The organism is Marinobacter sp. CH_CUG1437-1, assembly GCF_037029655.1.
In the GTDB taxonomy this organism is placed as follows: Bacteria; Pseudomonadota; Gammaproteobacteria; order Pseudomonadales; family Oleiphilaceae; genus Marinobacter; species Marinobacter salsuginis.
The window spans coordinates 487,691-506,036 of sequence record NZ_JAYMEW010000002.1; the positions used below are offsets into that span (position 1 = coordinate 487,691).

The following is an 18,346-nucleotide window of genomic DNA, read 5'->3' on the forward strand; positions in this document are numbered from 1 at the left end:
GATTGAACCACGTCCGCATATAACGGTCTGAGTGACGGCTTTATCTTCTGTGACGAACTGATCAGGGAACCAACATGCGTATTCTGCTGTTTCTGGCAACCAACCTTGCTGTAATCCTTGTCGCCAGCTTTACACTGCGACTTCTGGGCGTAGACAGCTACCTCGCCCAAAATGGCATTCAGTACGGCTCTTTGCTGGCTTTCGCTGCGGTCTTCGGATTCGCCGGCGCCATCGTGTCACTGCTGATATCCAAGCGAATGGCCAAGTGGAGCACCAGGGCCCGGGTCATTGATTCCCCGCGCACGCCGGCCGAACGCTGGCTGGTGGATACTGTGGCCGAGCTGGCCAGGAATGCCGGTATCGGCATGCCAGAGGTCGCCATTTTCCCGGCGTCCCAGTCCAATGCTTTCGCTACGGGCTGGAACAAAAACGATTCGCTGGTAGCGGTCAGCGAAGGGCTTTTACACCGCTTTAACAAGGACGAGATCCGGGCAGTGCTGGGCCACGAAATCGGCCACGTTGCCAACGGTGACATGGTTACGCTGGCCTTGATTCAGGGTGTGGTGAATACCTTCGTGATCTTCGCCTCCCGGGTGATCGGCTCCTTTGTCGACCGGGTGATTTTCAAGAATGAAAGCGGGCACGGGCTCGGCTTTTTCGCGGTCAGCATCGTTGCCGAGATTGTCTTGGGCATTCTGGCGAGCACCATCGTCTTCTGGTTCTCCCGTCGCCGTGAATTCCGTGCGGACATTGCCGGTGCCCAGTTAGCGGGTCGCTCAGCCATGATCAGCGCGCTGGCACGGCTGAAACAGGAGAGCGAGGTACCGGATCAAATGCCGGACTCACTGCAGGCATTCGGTATCAATCGGGGAGCCCGTGGTGGCCTGAGCGCCCTGTTTATGACGCATCCGCCACTGGAAGACAGGATTCAGGCGCTACAGCAGGCCAAGCTATAAAAAAACGGGGCCCAAAGGCCCCGTTTTTTGTTCAGGTGTTGCAGGATCAGATTTTCAACTTGAATCCGATAGCCCTGAAACTGTCCTGCAAGGATTTGCTGGTGCCCTTGAGCTGGATCTTGAGGCTGGAGCACTCCCGGCGAACCGGATAGTCCCTCCGTAGCCTGTCAAAGGCTGCGCCACGCTCCTCAGCGGATCCGGTCATGGTATTGCGCAGTCTGGCATCGTCGCGACGAGGGTCGTAGCAGGCTCTCAGCGCAATACGGATGGCATCTTCTTCATCGGCAGAACTGGTAAATGAAATTTTGCTCAGGGCCGGCTCCGGCAAAAACTGACCCGCCTTCTTGCGAACCGGCAGCCCCAAAAAGTGGCTCAGGGCCTGGTAGATCATTTCGGTTCCCTGAACCTTGCCTTCCAGGCTATATCCGGCGATGTGGGGTGTTGCCAACCAGACCCTTTCAACCAGCCCGGGGTGAATTCTGGGTTCCTGCTCCCAGACATCCAGGGCCACAGTGGGCGGGTTGGGCTGTTCAAGGCGGGCCAGCAGCGCTGACGAATCAATCACTTCTCCCCGACCAGCATTGATCAGGAGCTGATTCGAATTCAGGGCCGCAAGCTCGGACTCGCCGATCATATGCAGCGTGGGATGATCCCCCTCGCGGGTCAGCGGAGTATGCAGGGAAACCACATCACACCTCATGGCTTCTTCAAGCGCCACAAACTCCTGATCGCCCTCTTCCCGATCCGCTCTGGGCGGATCGCAGAGGCGCACACCGAAGCCCAGGCGTTCCAGTTTGTGCGCCAGCTCACCGCCAACATTCCCGACGCCGACGATACCGACGCTAAGCTGGGACCAGTCGGAAAGTCCACGCCGTTCAGCATGCAGGGATAACACGGACAGCACATACTCAGCGACACTGTTGGCGTTGCAACCCGGCGCCGCAGAGAACCGGATCCCCGACTGCTCGAGCCAGTCGAGATCAACATGATCGGTACCGATGGTGGATGTGCCCACGAAACGGACCCGACTGCCCTCCAGAAGCTCACGGTTTACCTTCGTGACGGAACGGACCAGCAGTATGTCAGCATCACGGACATCCGCGTTCGACATGGTACGACCGGAGACCCGATGAATCTCTCCGATATCGCCGAAGAAGCAATCCAGTAAGGGAATATTCTCGTCTGCTACGATCAACATGATGGTATCCGGCCCTGTCAGTTCCTGCGCTGACGCTGATTACGACCACCCTGACCACGGCCGCCTGAACCCTGTGGTCGTCGGCCACGTTTGCGGGTAATCGGCAGGTTCTCCATGGGCGCCATAAGCGCCTCATCGGGCACCGCAGTCTTGAGCTTCTGGCTGATGTAGGTCTCGATGGCCGGGAGTGCGAACGAATCATCCTCCCCGGCAAAACTGATGGAAACCCCATGCTTGCCAGCCCTGCCCGTACGCCCGATACGGTGCACGTAATCCTCGGCGTTATCCGGCAGATTGTAGTTGAAGACATGGGTCACGCCGTTCACGTGAATGCCACGGCCGGCCACATCGGTAGCAACCAGCACCTGGATACTGCCCTTCTTGAACTGGTCCAGGGTTTTGAGGCGTTTGTTCTGGGCGATCTCGCCAGACATCAGAGCCACCTTTACGCCCTGATTCCTCAAGTCCTCTTCCAGGTCGCGGCACTGGTCCCGGCGATTGGCAAACACCAGCGCCTTTTCCACTTCCGGCCGTTTCAGGAAATTAACCAGGACCGGAAGCTTCTCATCGTCCCCCACCAGGTACACGGTTTGTTCAACCCGCTCCGCTGTTTTCTGTTCCGGCTCGATTTCCACGAACTCTGCGTTACTCGTCCACATGGAGGCCAGATTGAGCACGTCCTGGTTGAAGGTGGCGCTGAACAACAGGGTCTGACGCTCCTCCTTGGGGGTACACTTGCGGATGATCCGCTTCACATCGGGGATAAAGCCCATGTCGAGCATTCGATCAGCCTCATCCAGAATCAGGATGTCGAGCTGGTCCAGGAATACATCCTGGGATCCTAGAAAGTCGATGAGGCGCCCAGGAGTCGCAACGAGAATGTCGACGATCTCATTCTGCAACTGGTCCCGCTGCTTGTCATAGTTCATGCCGCCAACGACGGTCACCACATTGTGCCCGGTGTGCTGGCACAGTTGCTCGGCATCCTTTGCAATCTGCATGGCCAACTCCCGTGTCGGCGCCAGGGCAAGTACCCGGGGTTCGGAAGCAAAACGATCTTTCTCGGGAACCGGGGTTTCCAGCAGACTCTGGATGGCCGTAATCAGAAACGCAGCGGTTTTACCAGTGCCGGTCTGGGCCTGACCAATCAGGTCTTCACAGGCCAGTGTCCAGGGCAGTGTTTCGGCCTGGATGGGTGTGCAGTATTCAAAACCAATGGCCGTAATGGCATCCAGCAAACGCTTGTCGAGGTTCAGATCACTGAACCTCAGGTCACCGGTGTGTTTTGGGTCAGATGTCATAGAGTTTCAGTTTTCCTGGGAATGTCCTGATTCAGAATAAGACGGAGCGATACGCCGGGCATCTTCAAGCCAGCGCTCTTCAAGGGTTTCTCCGGTACCATAAAATGTTGCCAGCGCATCAAAAAATGCCTGGGCCCGGCGCGGCAAACCTCGCACCAGATACTCGCCTGCCTGGCTCCGGACGTTGTGTCTGAAACGCGCTTCATTGGCTGCGCCAACTCCGGAGAGGTTGTCCACGCTGATGTGGAAACGGGAACCTGCAGCCACCGAAAACAACCATTCAATGGCTTGCGGTTTAACCTCGACCTGCTCGAAAGCCTCTTGCTGTTGCAGTGTTCGGCCATCCGGACAGTACCAGTAACCATAGTCATGAAGTGTGCGCCGGTGCTCACCAGCAATACACCAGTGGCTTATTTCATGCAAAGCGCTGGCATAATAGCCGTGAGCAAAAATAACCTGAGCGAGGCCCTCGGGCCCGCTGGCAGGCAAGTATTCAGGTTCATCGCTGCCTTTGACCAGAACTGTCCGGTATGCTTCCCGGAAAAGGTCATTGAACAGCATGATAAGATCATTCGGACTGTGATTCATTGGGTGGCTATTGTGCGACTTTACTGCCCCCAATACCAGAGGGAACTTTGATAGTCCCCTCGTGTCCATTGCTGGCGTTGGCCGGCAGCGATTTTGCTGTAACAGTCCGCTTTTTAAAGACTCTGATTAAAGAGACACTAACCGGGAAATCATACAATCGATGATGGCTTTCGCTGCAGTATCAAAGATGAAACGCCAATGGGCGAAATCGCTTGGCCTGTTTCTCGCACTTACCCTCGCGCTGTGGGCCTCGGCTTCCTGGGCCTTTGGCAGTAATGGCAGCTCCCTGTTTGGTGGCCAGGGTAACGAGTTCCTGCCGGTAGATGAAGCACTGCCCTTCAGCTTCACCACCAATGCCGACTCCGTGGTTCTTTCCTGGGATATCACACCCGGGCACTATCTCTATCGAGAACGGGTCAGCGTTACCGCCAAAGACCCCAATGTCGCTCTCGGCGAACCGGTTTTCTCGGCGCCGGGAACGGTGACGGAAGACGAATTCTTCGGCAAAACCACGGTGTTTTTCGACCCCATTGAAGCCCGTGTTCCGGTCTCCCTTCCTGCCGGCATCCGGGAAGCTGAGCTGCAGGTAACCTATCAGGGCTGCGCCAAGGCGGGACTGTGCTACCCGCCCCAGACACGAGATGTACTTTTCTATCAGGGAAGCGGCGGCTCAGGCTCGCAAGCCGCCTCGGCAGCCGGCTTTTCCGGGGGGCAGAGCGTCCCCGTGGACACCGAGACCGCCACCGGTCTTGCCGGTTTTCTCGCTCAGCAATCTACCCTCGTAATCGCAGGCGTGTTTCTGCTGCTGGGGCTGGGACTGACCTTTACCCCCTGCGTCCTGCCCATGGTACCGATAATTTCATCGCTGGTTTCTGGCAGGAACACCCGAACCACCGGTCATGCCCTGCTCTTGTCCGGCAGCTACGTTCTGGGCATGGCACTGACGTACGCCGCAGCCGGGGTGCTGACAGGCTTGCTCGGCGCCAGCTTCAACCTTCAGGCACAGCTGCAGTCACCCTGGGTTTTGAGCGTCTTTGCCCTGCTGTTCGTTGTATTCGCCCTGTCGATGTTTGATCTGTTCGAAATCCAGCTTCCCCGCTTCATTCGCGAACCACTCAATGACGCCAGCCATCGCCTCACCGGTAGCCGGGTGTTCAGCATCTTCGGTATTGGCGCCCTGTCTGCCCTCATCGTATCGCCCTGTGTCTCGGCGCCGCTGGCGGGCAGTCTGCTGTATATCTCCACCACTCAGGACGCCGTAATCGGTGGTGTCGCGCTTTTTGCACTAGGTCTGGGCATGGGCATTCCTTTGATTCTGGTAGCCGTGGGAGGGCGGAAACTGCTGCCAACAACCGGCCACTGGATGACCGCGGTGAAACACTTCTACGGGGTAATGTTACTGGCGGTGGCCATCTGGCTGGTTGAGCGTCTGGTCCCGGGGTGGCTGGCGCTGACATTATGGGGTCTTCTTGTTGCTATCACCGGCGTCCAGCTGGGCGCCTTTGATGCCGCAAAGGCAGGTTGGGAGCGCACCCGTAAAGGACTTGGCCTGGTTCTTTTCGCCTACGGCCTTGCTCTGCTCGCCGGCGCTGTGGGCGGCGCCAACGACCCGCTGAAGCCTCTGGCACCCTTCACGATAGCCTCGGCGTCATCCGGCGCCGTTGGCACCCCAGGTCTTCAGCACGCGGATTTCGTGCGCGTCGAACAGCCCGCTGAAATCCGGACAATGTTGCAGCAGGCGCGGGAACAGGGCAGGCCCGTTGTGCTGGATTTCTATGCCGACTGGTGTATCTCCTGCAAGGTCATGGAGCGCAACGTGTTCAGTAAGCCGGATGTGATTCAGGCGCTTGCCCCCTACACCTTGCTGCAGATCGACATGACCGACAATACACCGGAACAACAGGCAATGCTGGACGAACTCGGCCTCTTCGGACCGCCGGCCATACTGTTCTATGGCACCAATGGAGAAGAGCTGCCCCAACGGAGGGTGCTGGGCGAAATGGATCGGGAGGAATTTCTGGGGCACCTCCGGACGCTACGCCCGGAGGTTTAACCAACGAGCAGCTCTTCTATTGCCCCCGGCGTATCAGGTAGACAAACAGGTCATCGTCTTCGACCCTACTAATCAGCTCGTGGCCGAGGAACTGGCAGAATCTCGGTATATCCCGAGTCGTGGAAGGATCAGTGGCCACAACTCGCAACACGCCACCGGGCTGAACATCGTTTATCCGGTTATGCAGCATCATGACCGGCTCCGGACAGAAAAGACCACGGGCGTCCAGCTCCAGGTCGTATTCGGTTGCGCTCACACTAGTTCTCCTGTCATTGAACCTGATTTTTCGTAAAAACCTGCTAAATTATTGTTTATAACCATTAAAACACTTGGAGATTTGTCATGATCCGGGTTCTGATTGAACGTCATATTGCCGAGACTCTGGAAGAAGCTTACGAAGAACGTTCCCGCAAGGTTCTGCAGCAGGCTGTGAGTGCACCCGGCTTCATTTCCGGAGAAACCCTGGCAGACAGCCATGACCCCAATCACCGGTTTACCCTGGCCAATTGGCGATCCGAAGCGGATTGGGACCGCTGGTTCCACTCCGACGAACGTCGCGAGCTCATGCTGGAACTCATCCCCATGATGGACGAAGACGAGCACATCACCGTCTTGGAACAGAGCGTCTTTTAGCCAGTCCGTTCAATAAAACAGGTGATCTCCTCCCTGTCATGATACAAGTGGCGGGCCTTGAGACGAAAGCCGATGCCCGCCTGGCTCAGGCCATTCACGAGGATATCCCGACAGGTTAGCCACTCGTCGTACCGCTTTTTCATCGGCAATTTGAGATTGAATACCGTGTAACGACAAAGGCCTTCGCCGAGCCAGGTCACCGCCAGCTTTGCAGTCTTCCGGGGCTGGTCCACGATATCGCAAACCATCCAGTCGATCCCCCGCCTGGGACGCCAGCCATAACCATCCGCTTCCACATGCTCCACCTGCCCCGACGCCATCAGTTCGGCCTGCATGGGACCGTTATCAACGGCCGTTACCATCATGCCCTGGCGTACAAGCTGCCAGGTCCAGCCACCGGGTGCGGCCCCCAGGTCTGCGGCTTTCTTACCACCACCAAGGTATTCAAGCTCTTGTTCCGGTGGTAAAAACACCTTCCAGGCCTCTTCCAGCTTGAGCGCAGACCGACTGGGCGCCGATGCTGGCAGCCGCAGCCGCGGAATACCACCAACATAGCGGGCCCGGTTATCCGTGAGGCTGAAACCGACAACCGCCGAAGAGAAGTCCTGCAGAAGAATTTCCAGACGCGCCGGAGCCTGGGCATTCTGGTCGGCCTTGAGCAGGCCGGCTCCGCGCAGGCCCCGGGAGAGCGGCGATACCCACTTTCGGGCAAAATTTCCAAGATCGCTGTCGGCATTGTTTTCTGGCAACCTGACCTCAAGCCGCGCACATCCGGGATAGCCTCGCCCGAGATCCCGAAGCCCTTCTATCACGGCACCCACCCTGTCAGTTTCGGGCAAGCTGAATTCTCCGAGCACGACGATCCAGTCCCGAATAAATACCAGCTCTTCAAGCATGAGGCGGGCCATCACATCTTCCGCGGTTTGTGGCGCAGCCGGATAAAAACGCACCAACCCCTGGTCTTTTACAGGCTCGAAATAGCCGAAAATACCCTTTTCCGCGGCTGAGTCAGTCATTTCACGACCCGCTTCGGTTTCAAAGCCGGGCCGGCAAAACACGAGAATCTGTTCCATGCATTTCCTGAAAGAGGGCTGAAAACCAACCCGTAAAAGTTGAATCTGTTTAACAGCGCGGATTGTCCTCTCTGGCTACACTTCCCGCTCTGATAGACGCGGGAAGCCATGAATGACGTCCGTTTTGCGCTTGATTGCCATTCTCAGCCTTTTGCTGATCCCTGCGCTGGCACTGCCAGACGCAGGATCCCGGCCGTCTGGCTGCCCCACACTCGATGCGACCGATCCTGCTACCCGCGCGTCACTGATGCAATACGTTTGCTATTACAGCGCGCCGCCGGGCGCACCCGGCCATCGGGCAAAGGATCCGACCGAGCTTCCTGAAGATCTCGAGTGGACGCCAGCGAACGGGCGGGACCTGGTTTTCAGTCACACCAAATCCGTTTATTGGGTCCACCTGGAAGTCAGGAACCCCGGAACTGAACGCTCCGCCTGGTACCTTAAGGTCAACTATCCCCTGCTGGACGAAGTGACCTTCTGGCAAACGGGCGACGGAATTACGGAAACCCTTGCTACCGGTGATCAGCGGCCTTTCGCATCACGAGCGGTAGACTACCGGTATTTTCTACTCCCCGTCACCCTGGATGGCGGCGAGACACGGTCTTTAACAATCCGGATCCACAGCAATGGCGCTCTCAACGTGCCGCTCAGCTTTGAAACTGCTGCAGAAGTGATTGCCCGCAGCAATCACCTGACACTGACCCACGGGCTTTTCTACGGAGCCCTCCTCGTATTCGCGGTTTTCAACCTGCTACTCTTTTTTAGTTCCGGGACCGGCTATTACTTCTACAACGCGTTCTACCTGGCGGCACTGGGGCTCTTTCTGTTCGCCATGGGCGGCTTTGCGAATCAGTACTTCTGGCCAGACAACGCCAGCTTTGCCAACACTTCAATCCCTCTATCTTTGTCGCTTTGCGCCCTTGCCATGATACTTTTTGGCCGTTCGTTCCTGGAAGTGGAAAGGCGAACCATCTCCGAGACCGTGCTCAAGGGGCAGGCCTGGTTCTGCATCGGGTTTCTGCTTCTCACACTGATCCTGCCCTACAACAAGACCATTCTGCTGAACACGGTGCTGGCGATGACGGTTATTTCGAGCCTGTTCATCATTGCGGCCGTCCGCTGGAAGCAGGGCTATCAACCCGCCATCTGGTACCTGATGGCGTGGCTGATCATGCTGGTTGGAGGACTGATCTACGCCCTGGCCGCATTTGGCTATCTTACAGACTTCCTGGCAAGGGAAGCCCTCATGCAATCAGCGGTTGGTGGACAGGTGATTCTACTGAACTATGCCATGGTCCAGAGATGGCGCCTGCTAAACCAAAAGCTCCTCGATGTGGAACACAATGCAAGGACAGAGCTGGAATTCAAGGTGCACGAGCGCACAGCGCAGCTGAGAAATACCATGAGGGAACTGGAAAAGGCCAACCGGAAATTATCGACAATGAGCCTCAACGACGCCCTTACGGGCCTGCATAACCGGAGACACCTGAACAACATATTCCCCGAGCTATGCGCCGAGGCCCGTCGAACCTCCCAACCATTGACCCTGGCCCTGGTCGACGCTGACCACTTCAAGAGCATAAACGACACCTGGGGCCACGGCTTCGGCGATACCTGCCTTCAATTCATAGCCGAAATACTGACCCGGCATGTAAAGCGTCCGCGGGATGTCGCCATCCGTTTTGGCGGTGAGGAGTTTGCATTGCTGCTACCGGGAACCGATGCCGCAGGCGCCCTGAACGTCTGTTCGGCCTTGCTGCAAGACATCGCCAGCACGCCGCTTCTGGGTCCGGATGGCACCGAGGTGAGAATGACGCTGAGTGCTGGAATCGCGTCGCTCAACCCCTGTGAGACCCAGAACCAGCTGTTCGAGCGAGCAGATGAAGCGCTCTATCGCGCGAAAAGCGAGGGTCGCAACCGCGCTCAGCTGTCTGACACGATCGCGGTAGAGTAACGCTCAGAATTCAAACCGCTCATCTACAAAGATCCGGGTTTCCCGGGCAGCCTGCGCAATCAGCTCACTCTGGGTTTGTGGCTGACTTTTCAGGGTCTGGAAATCGTGATTGCCGCCTTCCAGCCAGCGCAAATCGATGGCTTCGAGGTCCCGTTGGTGGTCCGCCAGCTCGTCGGGCTTGCCAAACGGGTCCCGCGTTCCCTGCAGCACCAGAATCGGGCAGTTCAGATCCCGGAAGTGTGCGGTTCGCCAACGGTCCAGCTTCCCCGGTGGATGGAAGGGATAGCCAAAACAGATCACACCGTCAATATCGTCCCGACGGCTGGCGAGAATGCTCGCCATGCGGCCGCCCATGGACTTACCCCCAACCAGAATCAGACTGCCGCTTCCAAGCTCTGCCCGAACCCGGTCAATTATCCCGGAAAAGTACTCCAGCAGTACCGGCTCCCGGTCTGGCGGGCGCTTCTTACCATCCTGGCGACGTTTCTGCATGTAGGGAAACTCAAAGCGAATAGTTCCAATACCCTCACGCTCAAGAGCCACAGACAGGTCTTCCATGAAGGTCGAGTCGGCCGGCGCTCCAGCACCGTGCGCCAGAATCAGCACGACTTTAGAATGACTTTCATAGCCTTTAGTCTTAATCAACTCCACAGAATTCACCTCACCCCTTTAAGCGACTATCATTGCACTCAGGCAACACATACTCCCTACGCTGAAACAACTCCAATAACAGTACTGAAAAGGAAGCCATGTTGCTGATTTCGGCGCATTTGACGGATGTCAGGAGTTGACCTGAGTCATTGCAAACAGCTTACCGTTTCTCCATACTTGCGCCCGCATATTTCCCCACTATAAACCCATTGGTAAGGCTATGAGCACAGTAAATGCAAACCTGACATACAACTACAAGGTGGTGAGACAATTCGCCATCATGACAGTGGTATGGGGTATTGTAGGTATGGCGCTGGGTGTGCTGATTGCAGCACAGCTGGTCTGGCCGTCCCTCAACCTCGACCTGCCCTTTACCCACTTCGGCCGTCTCAGGCCGCTGCATACTAACGCCGTTATCTTCGGCTTTGGTGGAAGTGCCTTGTTCGCTACCTCTTACTACGTGGTGCAGCGCACCTGTCAGGCCCGACTGATATCCGATGGGCTGGCTTCCTTCACCTTCTGGGGCTGGCAGGCGATCATTGTCTCCGCAGCAATTACCCTGCCGCTCGGCCTTACCTCTTCCAAGGAATATGCCGAACTTGAATGGCCGATCGATATTGCCATCGCCATTGTTTGGATAACCTACGCGCTCGTGTTCTTCGGAACGGTCATGAAGCGTAGTACTCCCCACATTTATGTGGCCAACTGGTTCTACGGCGCATTCATCATTACCGTTGCATGCCTGCACATCGGGAACAACATGGCGCTGCCCGCCAGTGCTTTCAAGTCTTACTCTGCGTATGCCGGTGTCACCGATGCAATGATGCAATGGTGGTATGGCCATAACGCGGTAGGCTTCTTCCTGACCGCCGGCTTCCTGGGCATGATGTATTACTTCGTTCCCAAGCAGGCCAACCGGCCCGTTTACTCCTATCGCCTGTCGATCGTCCACTTCTGGGCCCTGATCGCCACCTACGTTTGGGCCGGTGGTCACCACCTGCACTACTCTGCACTGCCGGACTGGGCGCAAACCGCAGGCATGGTAATGTCCCTGATTCTGCTGGCACCTTCCTGGGGCGGTATGATCAACGGCATGATGACCCTCTCGGGCGCATGGCACAAACTGCGTACCGACCCGATCCTTCGCTTCCTGGTGGTTTCACTGTCTTTCTACGGTATGTCCACGTTTGAAGGTCCGATGATGTCCATCAAGACGGTAAACGCCCTCTCCCACAACACTGACTGGACCATCGGCCACGTTCACTCCGGTGCCCTTGGCTGGGTTGCCATGATCAGTATCGGTGCCGTTTACCACCTGATTCCCAAACTTTGGGGCGTTCAGGCCATGTTCAGTACAGCTCTGGTCAATGTACACTTCTGGCTCGCGACCGTCGGCACCGTGCTTTACATCGTTGCCATGTGGGTCAATGGCATCATGCAGGGGCTGATGTGGCGTGCAGTCAACCAGGACGGCACCCTGACCTACAGCTTTGTTGAAGCCCTGGAAGCCTCATATCCTGGCTATTTCGTTCGTTTCGTAGGCGGCGCGATCTTCCTGAGCGGCATGCTGGTCATGGCCTATAACGTTTACATGACGGTGCGTCAAAAAGATGCAGTGGCCCAGGACAACGCGGCGACGCAGCCAGCGTAACGGGAGAGAGATCAGATGAAACACGAAGTAGTCGAGAAAAACCTTGGTCTGATGATCGTTCTTATCATCCTGACCATCAGCGGTGGCTTCCTGGTCGAGGTCGTTCCCCTCTTTTTCCTCAAGGAAACCAATGAGCCGGTTGAGGGCCTCGAGCCCCTGTCAGCACTGGAACTGGAAGGTCGGGACATCTACATCCGTGAAGGCTGCCATGTGTGCCATACCCAGCAGATTCGCCCATTCCGGGCGGAGACGGAGCGTTATGGCCACTACTCCGTTGCGGGCGAGTTCGTATACGATCGCCCGTTCCTTTGGGGCTCCAAGCGCACAGGTCCGGATCTGGCCCGTGTAGGCGGTCGTTATTCCGACGCCTGGCAGCGCCAGCACCTTTATGACCCGCGCAGCGTTGTGCCCGAATCCAACATGCCGGCTTTCCCCTGGCTCTTTGAAGACAGGGTCGACCACACCAAGACCGCAGCCAAGATGGAAACACTGCAGACTCTGGGCGTGCCCTACACCGATGAGCAGATCGCAGAGTCCTCTGCCCAGGTGGAAGGAAAATTTGAAATCGAAGCTCTGGTCGCGTACCTGCAACAGCTGGGCACAGTGATCTCAGAGAAACGGTGATTCGATGGATATCAATGAGTTACGCGGTGTTCACACCCTTCTGGTAATGGCGGTTTTTTTGGGAATCGTCTGGTGGGCCTACAGCGCCCACCGCAAGAAGGCCAACGACGAGGCAGCCCATCTGCCGTTCGACGACGATGACGTCGAGAAGCGTACGCTCGAACAGGAAAAAACGGAGAAAAAAGAATGAGTACCTTTTGGAGCATCTGGATCAGCGTGATCGTGCTCGGTACGATTTTTGGCTGCTGGTGGCTGCTTTGGGCGACCCGCAAGAGCCAGACGACCGATACCGAAACCGATCGTACCATGGGCCATTCCTTTGATGGCATCGAGGAATACGATAACCCACTGCCCAAGTGGTGGTTCTATCTGTTTATCGCAACGTGCATTTTTGCACTTGGCTACCTCGCGCTCTACCCGGGCCTCGGTAACTGGAAAGGCCTTCTGGGCTGGACCGCCGTTAACCAATGGGAAGCCGAAGTAGCAGAGGCCGAAGAGAAATACGGTGAAATCTACGCCCAGTACGGCCAGACCCCGGTTCCTGAATTGGCCGAGAATGACGACGCCATGAAAATTGGCCAGCGTCTGTTCGCCAACAACTGTGCGGTTTGCCACGGCTCTGCCGCTCGTGGCCAGGTTGGCTTCCCCAACCTGACCGACGACGACTGGCTTTATGGAGGGACACCTGACGCCATTCTGGAAACACTGCACAATGGTCGTATGGGTAACATGCCGGCGAAAGGCACCATGCCCAGCATGACCAACGAACAGGTTGACCAGGTTGTGAACTATGTTCTGAGCTTCAGCGGGCGTGAAAAAGACGCCGAGGCCGCCAAAGCGGGCGAACAGGTCTTTGCCCAGGCTTGTGTGGCCTGTCATGGCCCCGAGGGTAAGGGTATGCAGGCCTTGGGTGCGCCCAACCTGACCGACAACACCTGGCTCTATGGCTCTACCTATGAGTGGATCAAGGAGACCGTCATGAACGGTCGCCAGAACCAGATGCCAGCACAAAGCGGCCGCCTATCAGAGGACCAGATTCAGATTCTCGCGGCTTACGTCTATAGCCTATCGAACTGAGTCAGCCGGCCGGGGTTTGACCCCGGCCCGGTCTTTTCAACCCTGTGTCTGCGTGCGGGCACAGGCTTGAAAAGATCAGCAGACTAAAGGCCTGTTGCCCCGCATTACCCTTTTCCTGGAGGTAACGATGAGCAGTGAGATTCCGGTCAAACAGGTTGACCCATCCTCTGACCCCTCCGACAACAATAATAAATCCGGAACCGTCGAGCTTTACGCCAGCCGCAAGAAGATTTACGTCAAGGAAGTCAAAGGCTTCTTTCAGCGTATTCGTAATGTCAGCCTGACGTTGCTAATGGGTATGTACTTTGCGTTCGTCTGGTTCACGCTGGACGGACAACCCCTGATCCATTTTGACCTCCCTGCCCGTGAGTTCCATTTGTACGGAGCCACTTTCTACCCGAAGGATTTCATCCTTCTATCGGGAATGCTAATTATTTGTGCCTTTGGCCTGTTCTTCATTACCACCCTGTTTGGCCGGGTCTGGTGTGGCTACACGTGTCCGCAGACAGTCTGGACGTTCATTTTTATGTGGGTTGAGGAGCGCATAGAGGGCAGCCGAAACAAGCGGATGAAACTGGACAAAGCTCCCAGTTCCGCCAACAAGATTGCCAAGAAATCCGCCAAACACACGTTATGGCTCCTGATCGCCCTGGCTACCGGCCTGACCTTTGTCGGCTACTTTTACCCGATCCGGGAACTGATCGCAGACCTGTTTACGTTGCAGGCCAATGGCTGGGCCTATTTCTGGGTGGCCTTCTTTACTGTCGCCACCTACCTGAACGCTGGCTGGATGCGCGAGCAGGTTTGCCTGTACATGTGTCCTTATGCCCGCTTCCAGTCCGTCATGTTTGACCCCAACACCCGCGTGGTCTCCTACGATCCAAACCGCGGCGAGCCACGGGGTGGCCGCAAAAAGGGCGTGGATCCGGCAGAGGCCGGCCTCGGCGATTGTATCGACTGTGGCCAGTGCGTCCAGGTATGCCCAACGGGTATCGATATCAGAGACGGGCTTCAGTACGAGTGTATCGGCTGTGCCCTTTGCATTGATGCCTGTGACGAAATCATGGATAAGATGAACTACCCGAGGGGCCTGATCCGCTATACCACGGAGAATGAACTCGAGGGTAAGACCTCGAAGCTCCTGCGGCCACGAACCTTTGGCTATGGTGCGGTCCTGTCGTTGATGGTTGCGGCCATTATTTTCACAATAGTCACCCGGGTACCGGCGCAAATGGATGCGCTCCGTGATCGCGGCGCCCTTTACAGTTTCAATGGCGAAGGTCGGATCGAGAACTCCTACACGCTGAAAATTGCCAATATGACAGAGGTTCCCCAGACCTTCACTCTCGCCGTGACCGGACTGGAGGGGATCCGGATCCTGACTGACACATCGGTAACCGTTGAAAGCGGGGAAAACCGCTCATTGCCGACCGTTGTCGATGTGCCTCCGAAATCCATTACCGAGTCCAACAACGATATCCTGTTCAGGGCGCAATCCGAGACGGATTCTTCGCTCAGCCTTGAAACTGAAAGCCGATTTGTCGGTCCAACGCGCTGATTTCTGATTGCGCGGACCTGACCGCATTAACGAGACACTGATTTATGACAACTGAAACACCCGTAGCACCCTGGTACCGCCAGCCCTGGTTCTGGTTCCTGCTGATATTCCCGGGCGCATCCATTATTTATTGCGCCGTTGCCATTACGATTGCTGTCAGCACTGAAAATGCAATGGTCACCGACGACTGGTCCAAGGAAGGTCGCGGTATCAATATGTCCATTGCCCGGGACCAGAAAGCTGTGGATCTGGGGATGGAAGCCCGGATCGATTTTCAGAACCGGAACATCACCGTGGATCTGAATACCGTTGACGGTCCGGCGGATTTCCCCTATCTGATTCTCAACCTGTTCCATCCAACGCTTTCGGACAAGGACCGCACCATCCAGTTCCAGCAAGTTGCCCCGGGACGATTTGCCGGAAAGCTCCATAACGATATTGACGGTCGCTGGTACTACGACCTCCGTGGTCCGGCCAACGAGTGGCGTCTCAAAGGAGAAGCCTGGCTGCCTTCCGAGAGCGGCATAACGGTCAAGGCCGGGGAGTCTGCCCAAGGTTGACCAGCCTGGATTGTTTTCACTGCGGTGAACCGGCAGATGGTGAGCCGCCCATTACCCTTGAGCTCGATGGCACAACTCGCCACTTCTGCTGCCAGGGCTGCAAGGCGGTTTGCCAGACCATCCACAGTGAGGGTCTGACCGGTTTTTATGATTTTCGGACAAAACCGGCTGTCACACCGAAGCAACTGACCGCAGCAGAATTAAACCGTATCAGGGAACTTGACCATCCTCTGATTCAGGAATCCTTTGTTGCCCCTGTCAAAGGCGCCCAGGAAGCCCAGTTGTTGATTGGCGGGATTACCTGCGCGGCCTGCATCTGGCTGCTTGAAAACCACATGAAACAACAGCCCGGTGTCGTTTCATTTTCGGTAAACCACACCACACAGAGAGCCCGGCTGGTCTGGTCCCCCGATAAGGCATCGCTCAGCGACCTTCTGATTGCCATTCATGAGCTGGGTTATACGGCCCGCCCCTACCAGGCAGACGAGGCGGAACAGGCCCTCAAGGCCGAACACCGGTCCATGCTTATCAGGGTCGCCATCGCGGGCATAGGCTCTTTCCAGAGCATGATGCTGGCCTTTCCCCTGTACTTCGAGCTGGTCAACGATCTGTCGCCGGAGTTTGTCAGCTTCTTTCGATGGTTCAGCTTGCTGGTGGCCACTCCGGTGGTTCTCTACAGCGCTGCCCCTTTTTTCCGAAACGCGCGCCGGGATATACAGAGCCGGCATCTGACCATGGATGTGCCGGTTGCAATTGCTATCGGGCTTGCCTACCTCGCCAGTGCCTGGGTAACCATTGTTGGCGGCGAGGAAGTCTACTTCGAGTCCGTATGCATGTTTACCTTCTTCCTGCTGCTCGGTCGTTACATTGAAGTGCAGGCCCGCTACCGCGCGGGGCTAACCGGAAACGCTCTTGCAGGTTTCCAGCCGACAGTTGCCACACGAGTCAGCGGTGATGATACGGACATAGTGCCGGCCCACCAGATTCGGCCCGGCGATATCGTTCGGGTTCGGCCCGGTGAGACCCTGCCCGTGGATGGCGAGATCGTGCGGGGAGAGTCCACTCTCAACGAGGCTGCGCTGACGGGAGAATATCTGCCTGAAACCCGCTACCCCGGGGATACCGTTCATGCCGGCAGTGTCAACGGCGAGAATCCGCTTGATGTAAGGGTGGTGAAGGCCGGCGCACAAACCCGGCTGTCAGGTATTCTCCGGGTGCTGGACCGGGTGCAATCGGAAAAGCCCGAGGTCGCGATGATGGCCGATCGTATGGCAGGGAAATTTGTTGGGCGGGTACTCATACTGGCTCCGGTGGTCTGGATCGGTTGGTGGCTGGCTGGCGCCGACAACGCCTTCGACATCACCCTGTCGGTACTGGTGGTAACCTGCCCTTGCGCGCTGTCACTGGCAACCCCGACCGCCATCACCTCGGCAACAGTCAGGCTCCGTCGCCTTGGCTTTTTGCCGACGAGGGGCCATACCCTGGAATCAATGAACACCATCGATACCGTCGTGTTCGATAAAACCGGAACCTTGACGCGAGGGGAGCTCAGTCTCACCGGGACAGAGGTTGTCGGTAGCATGGATGAGGAGACCTGCCTGCAGCTTGCGGCCGGCCTCGAGAAATACTCTGAACATCCGATCGCCAGAGTATTCCATCGTCGGACTACCGCCGCAGTTGAAGATGTGGAAAATCATTTGGGTGGTGGGCTCTCAGGCCAGCTGGGCACTATGACGCTGTTCATTGGCCATCGGGGATTTGTCGAACAGCATGTAGGCGCACCCGCACCCAAATCCGGGCAGCATCAAGGCATGGAGATCTGGCTGGCATCAGATCACGAATGGCTGGCCTGCTTCAGGCTCGACGACCAACCCCGGGATGATGCCCGAGTTGCCATCAAGGCCCTCCAGGAATCCGGCATTCGGACTTTGCTGCTCAGTGGCGACCGCTCAGGCCATGTTGAGCAGGTGGCGGGTATGCTGGGCATCGATGAAGCAATCGGGCAGGCTTCTCCGGAGGAAAAGCTGGCGGTATTGCAGAAGCTGGAATCTGAGGGCCGGCAAATCATGATGGTCGGCGACGGGTTGAACGATCTACCGTCCATGGCCGGCGCCGGAATCTCCGTTGCCATGGGGACAGCCGCAGACCTGACTCAACTGAAAGCTGATGCAGTTCTGCTGAACGGCCAGTTACTGCAATTGGTCGAAGCCCTGAAAACCAGCCGTCAAACACGGCGAATCATCCGACAGAATCTCTGGTGGGCACTTGCCTACAATGTCTGCGCGTTACCCCTCGCAGCAGCAGGAATGGTTCCGCCTTGGCTGGCAGCAATCGGTATGTCCCTCAGTTCCCTGGTCGTTGTGTTGAACGCGCTGAGGCTCGGCAAAGCACCGAAGCAAACGGTTCAGCCAAACCCGGCGGTTGGCGCCCAGGCCCTGTCCTGATAACGTAAACCCTATACTCTTTCCT

17 protein-coding genes are annotated in these 18,346 nt (G+C 56.9%); 11 read left to right on the plus strand and 6 right to left on the minus strand.

Annotation, left to right across the window (positions count from 1 at the left end; all coding sequences use genetic code 11):
* Positions 1–74: 74 nt before the first annotated feature.
* Complete coding sequence (htpX, locus tag WA411_RS07645; RefSeq protein ID WP_069183371.1) at positions 75–956, plus strand: protease HtpX; 882 nt, start codon at positions 75–77, stop codon at positions 954–956.
* A 46-nt stretch (positions 957–1,002) separates the two neighbouring features.
* On the opposite strand, the gene pdxB is transcribed toward htpX, so the two are convergent.
* Genes pdxB through WA411_RS07660 form a run of 3 tightly spaced genes read right to left on the minus strand, consistent with a single transcriptional unit; the run spans position 1,003 to position 4,016 of the window.
* Positions 1,003–2,154, minus strand: a complete 1,152-nt coding sequence (gene pdxB / locus WA411_RS07650) for a 4-phosphoerythronate dehydrogenase PdxB (protein WP_291907228.1) — start codon at positions 2,152–2,154, stop codon at positions 1,003–1,005.
* 17 nt (positions 2,155–2,171) lie between these two features.
* Complete coding sequence (locus WA411_RS07655) at positions 2,172–3,455, minus strand: DEAD/DEAH box helicase (protein WP_291907226.1); 1,284 nt, start codon at positions 3,453–3,455, stop codon at positions 2,172–2,174.
* Positions 3,456–3,461: 6 nt separating this feature from the next.
* Positions 3,462–4,016: an elongation factor P hydroxylase gene (locus WA411_RS07660; protein WP_083231775.1), complete on the minus strand. Its 555-nt coding sequence runs from the start codon at positions 4,014–4,016 to the stop codon at positions 3,462–3,464.
* Positions 4,017–4,203: 187 nt separating this feature from the next.
* Here WA411_RS07660 and dsbD point away from each other — a divergent pair, with 187 nt between their 5' ends.
* Positions 4,204–6,096 carry a protein-disulfide reductase DsbD gene (dsbD, locus tag WA411_RS07665; RefSeq protein ID WP_291907224.1) on the plus strand — a complete coding sequence of 631 codons (1,893 nt, stop codon included), beginning with the start codon at positions 4,204–4,206 and terminating at the stop codon, positions 6,094–6,096.
* A gap of 16 nt (positions 6,097–6,112) precedes the next feature.
* Here dsbD and tusA read toward each other — a convergent pair whose 3' ends face one another.
* Entirely contained in the window at positions 6,113–6,352 is a 240-nt protein-coding gene (gene tusA / locus WA411_RS07670; RefSeq protein ID WP_291907221.1) for a sulfurtransferase TusA, read from the minus strand.
* 86 nt (positions 6,353–6,438) lie between these two features.
* Between tusA and WA411_RS07675 the strand changes: the two genes are divergently transcribed.
* A complete protein-coding gene (locus WA411_RS07675; RefSeq protein WP_069183365.1) occupies positions 6,439–6,729 on the plus strand; it encodes an antibiotic biosynthesis monooxygenase family protein in 291 nt (96 codons plus the stop codon).
* Here the strand turns inward: WA411_RS07675 and rlmM are convergent.
* Positions 6,726–7,802, minus strand: coding sequence for a 23S rRNA (cytidine(2498)-2'-O)-methyltransferase RlmM (gene rlmM / locus WA411_RS07680; RefSeq protein ID WP_291907217.1), 1,077 nt, complete (start codon positions 7,800–7,802; stop codon positions 6,726–6,728). The two genes, WA411_RS07675 and rlmM, sit on opposite strands and share 4 nt — an antisense overlap.
* A 112-nt stretch (positions 7,803–7,914) precedes the next feature.
* Here rlmM and WA411_RS07685 point away from each other — a divergent pair, with 112 nt between their 5' ends.
* A complete protein-coding gene (locus tag WA411_RS07685) occupies positions 7,915–9,756 on the plus strand; it encodes a sensor domain-containing diguanylate cyclase (protein WP_291907216.1) in 1,842 nt (613 codons plus the stop codon).
* A gap of 3 nt (positions 9,757–9,759) precedes the next feature.
* Here WA411_RS07685 and WA411_RS07690 read toward each other — a convergent pair whose 3' ends face one another.
* The gene (locus tag WA411_RS07690; protein WP_291907214.1) at positions 9,760–10,407 is read right to left on the minus strand and encodes an alpha/beta family hydrolase; all 648 of its coding nucleotides are present in this window, start codon (positions 10,405–10,407) and stop codon (positions 9,760–9,762) included.
* A 220-nt stretch (positions 10,408–10,627) separates the two neighbouring features.
* Between WA411_RS07690 and ccoN the strand changes: the two genes are divergently transcribed.
* The 7 genes from ccoN (at position 10,628) to WA411_RS07725 (ending at position 18,321) form a co-directional block, all read left to right on the plus strand.
* Entirely contained in the window at positions 10,628–12,058 is a 1,431-nt protein-coding gene (gene ccoN, locus WA411_RS07695) for a cytochrome-c oxidase, cbb3-type subunit I (RefSeq protein ID WP_069183361.1), read from the plus strand.
* Between the two features lie 15 nt (positions 12,059–12,073).
* Positions 12,074–12,682, plus strand: a complete 609-nt coding sequence (gene ccoO / locus WA411_RS07700; protein WP_069183360.1) for a cytochrome-c oxidase, cbb3-type subunit II — start codon at positions 12,074–12,076, stop codon at positions 12,680–12,682.
* Between the two features lie 4 nt (positions 12,683–12,686).
* Positions 12,687–12,872, plus strand: coding sequence for a CcoQ/FixQ family Cbb3-type cytochrome c oxidase assembly chaperone (locus WA411_RS07705; RefSeq protein WP_069183359.1), 186 nt, complete (start codon positions 12,687–12,689; stop codon positions 12,870–12,872).
* On the plus strand, positions 12,869–13,759 hold the full coding sequence (ccoP, locus tag WA411_RS07710) for a cytochrome-c oxidase, cbb3-type subunit III (protein WP_291907212.1): 891 nt from the start codon (positions 12,869–12,871) through the stop codon (positions 13,757–13,759). Before WA411_RS07705 ends, ccoP begins: the two co-directional genes overlap by 4 nt.
* A gap of 127 nt (positions 13,760–13,886) precedes the next feature.
* Positions 13,887–15,317, plus strand: a complete 1,431-nt coding sequence (gene ccoG, locus WA411_RS07715; RefSeq protein ID WP_291907210.1) for a cytochrome c oxidase accessory protein CcoG — start codon at positions 13,887–13,889, stop codon at positions 15,315–15,317.
* Positions 15,318–15,361: 44 nt separating this feature from the next.
* Positions 15,362–15,877 carry a FixH family protein gene (locus WA411_RS07720; protein ID WP_069183356.1) on the plus strand — a complete coding sequence of 172 codons (516 nt, stop codon included), beginning with the start codon at positions 15,362–15,364 and terminating at the stop codon, positions 15,875–15,877.
* A complete protein-coding gene (locus WA411_RS07725) occupies positions 15,874–18,321 on the plus strand; it encodes a heavy metal translocating P-type ATPase (protein WP_291907205.1) in 2,448 nt (815 codons plus the stop codon). Before WA411_RS07720 ends, WA411_RS07725 begins: the two co-directional genes overlap by 4 nt.
* Positions 18,322–18,346: the final 25 nt, after the last annotated feature.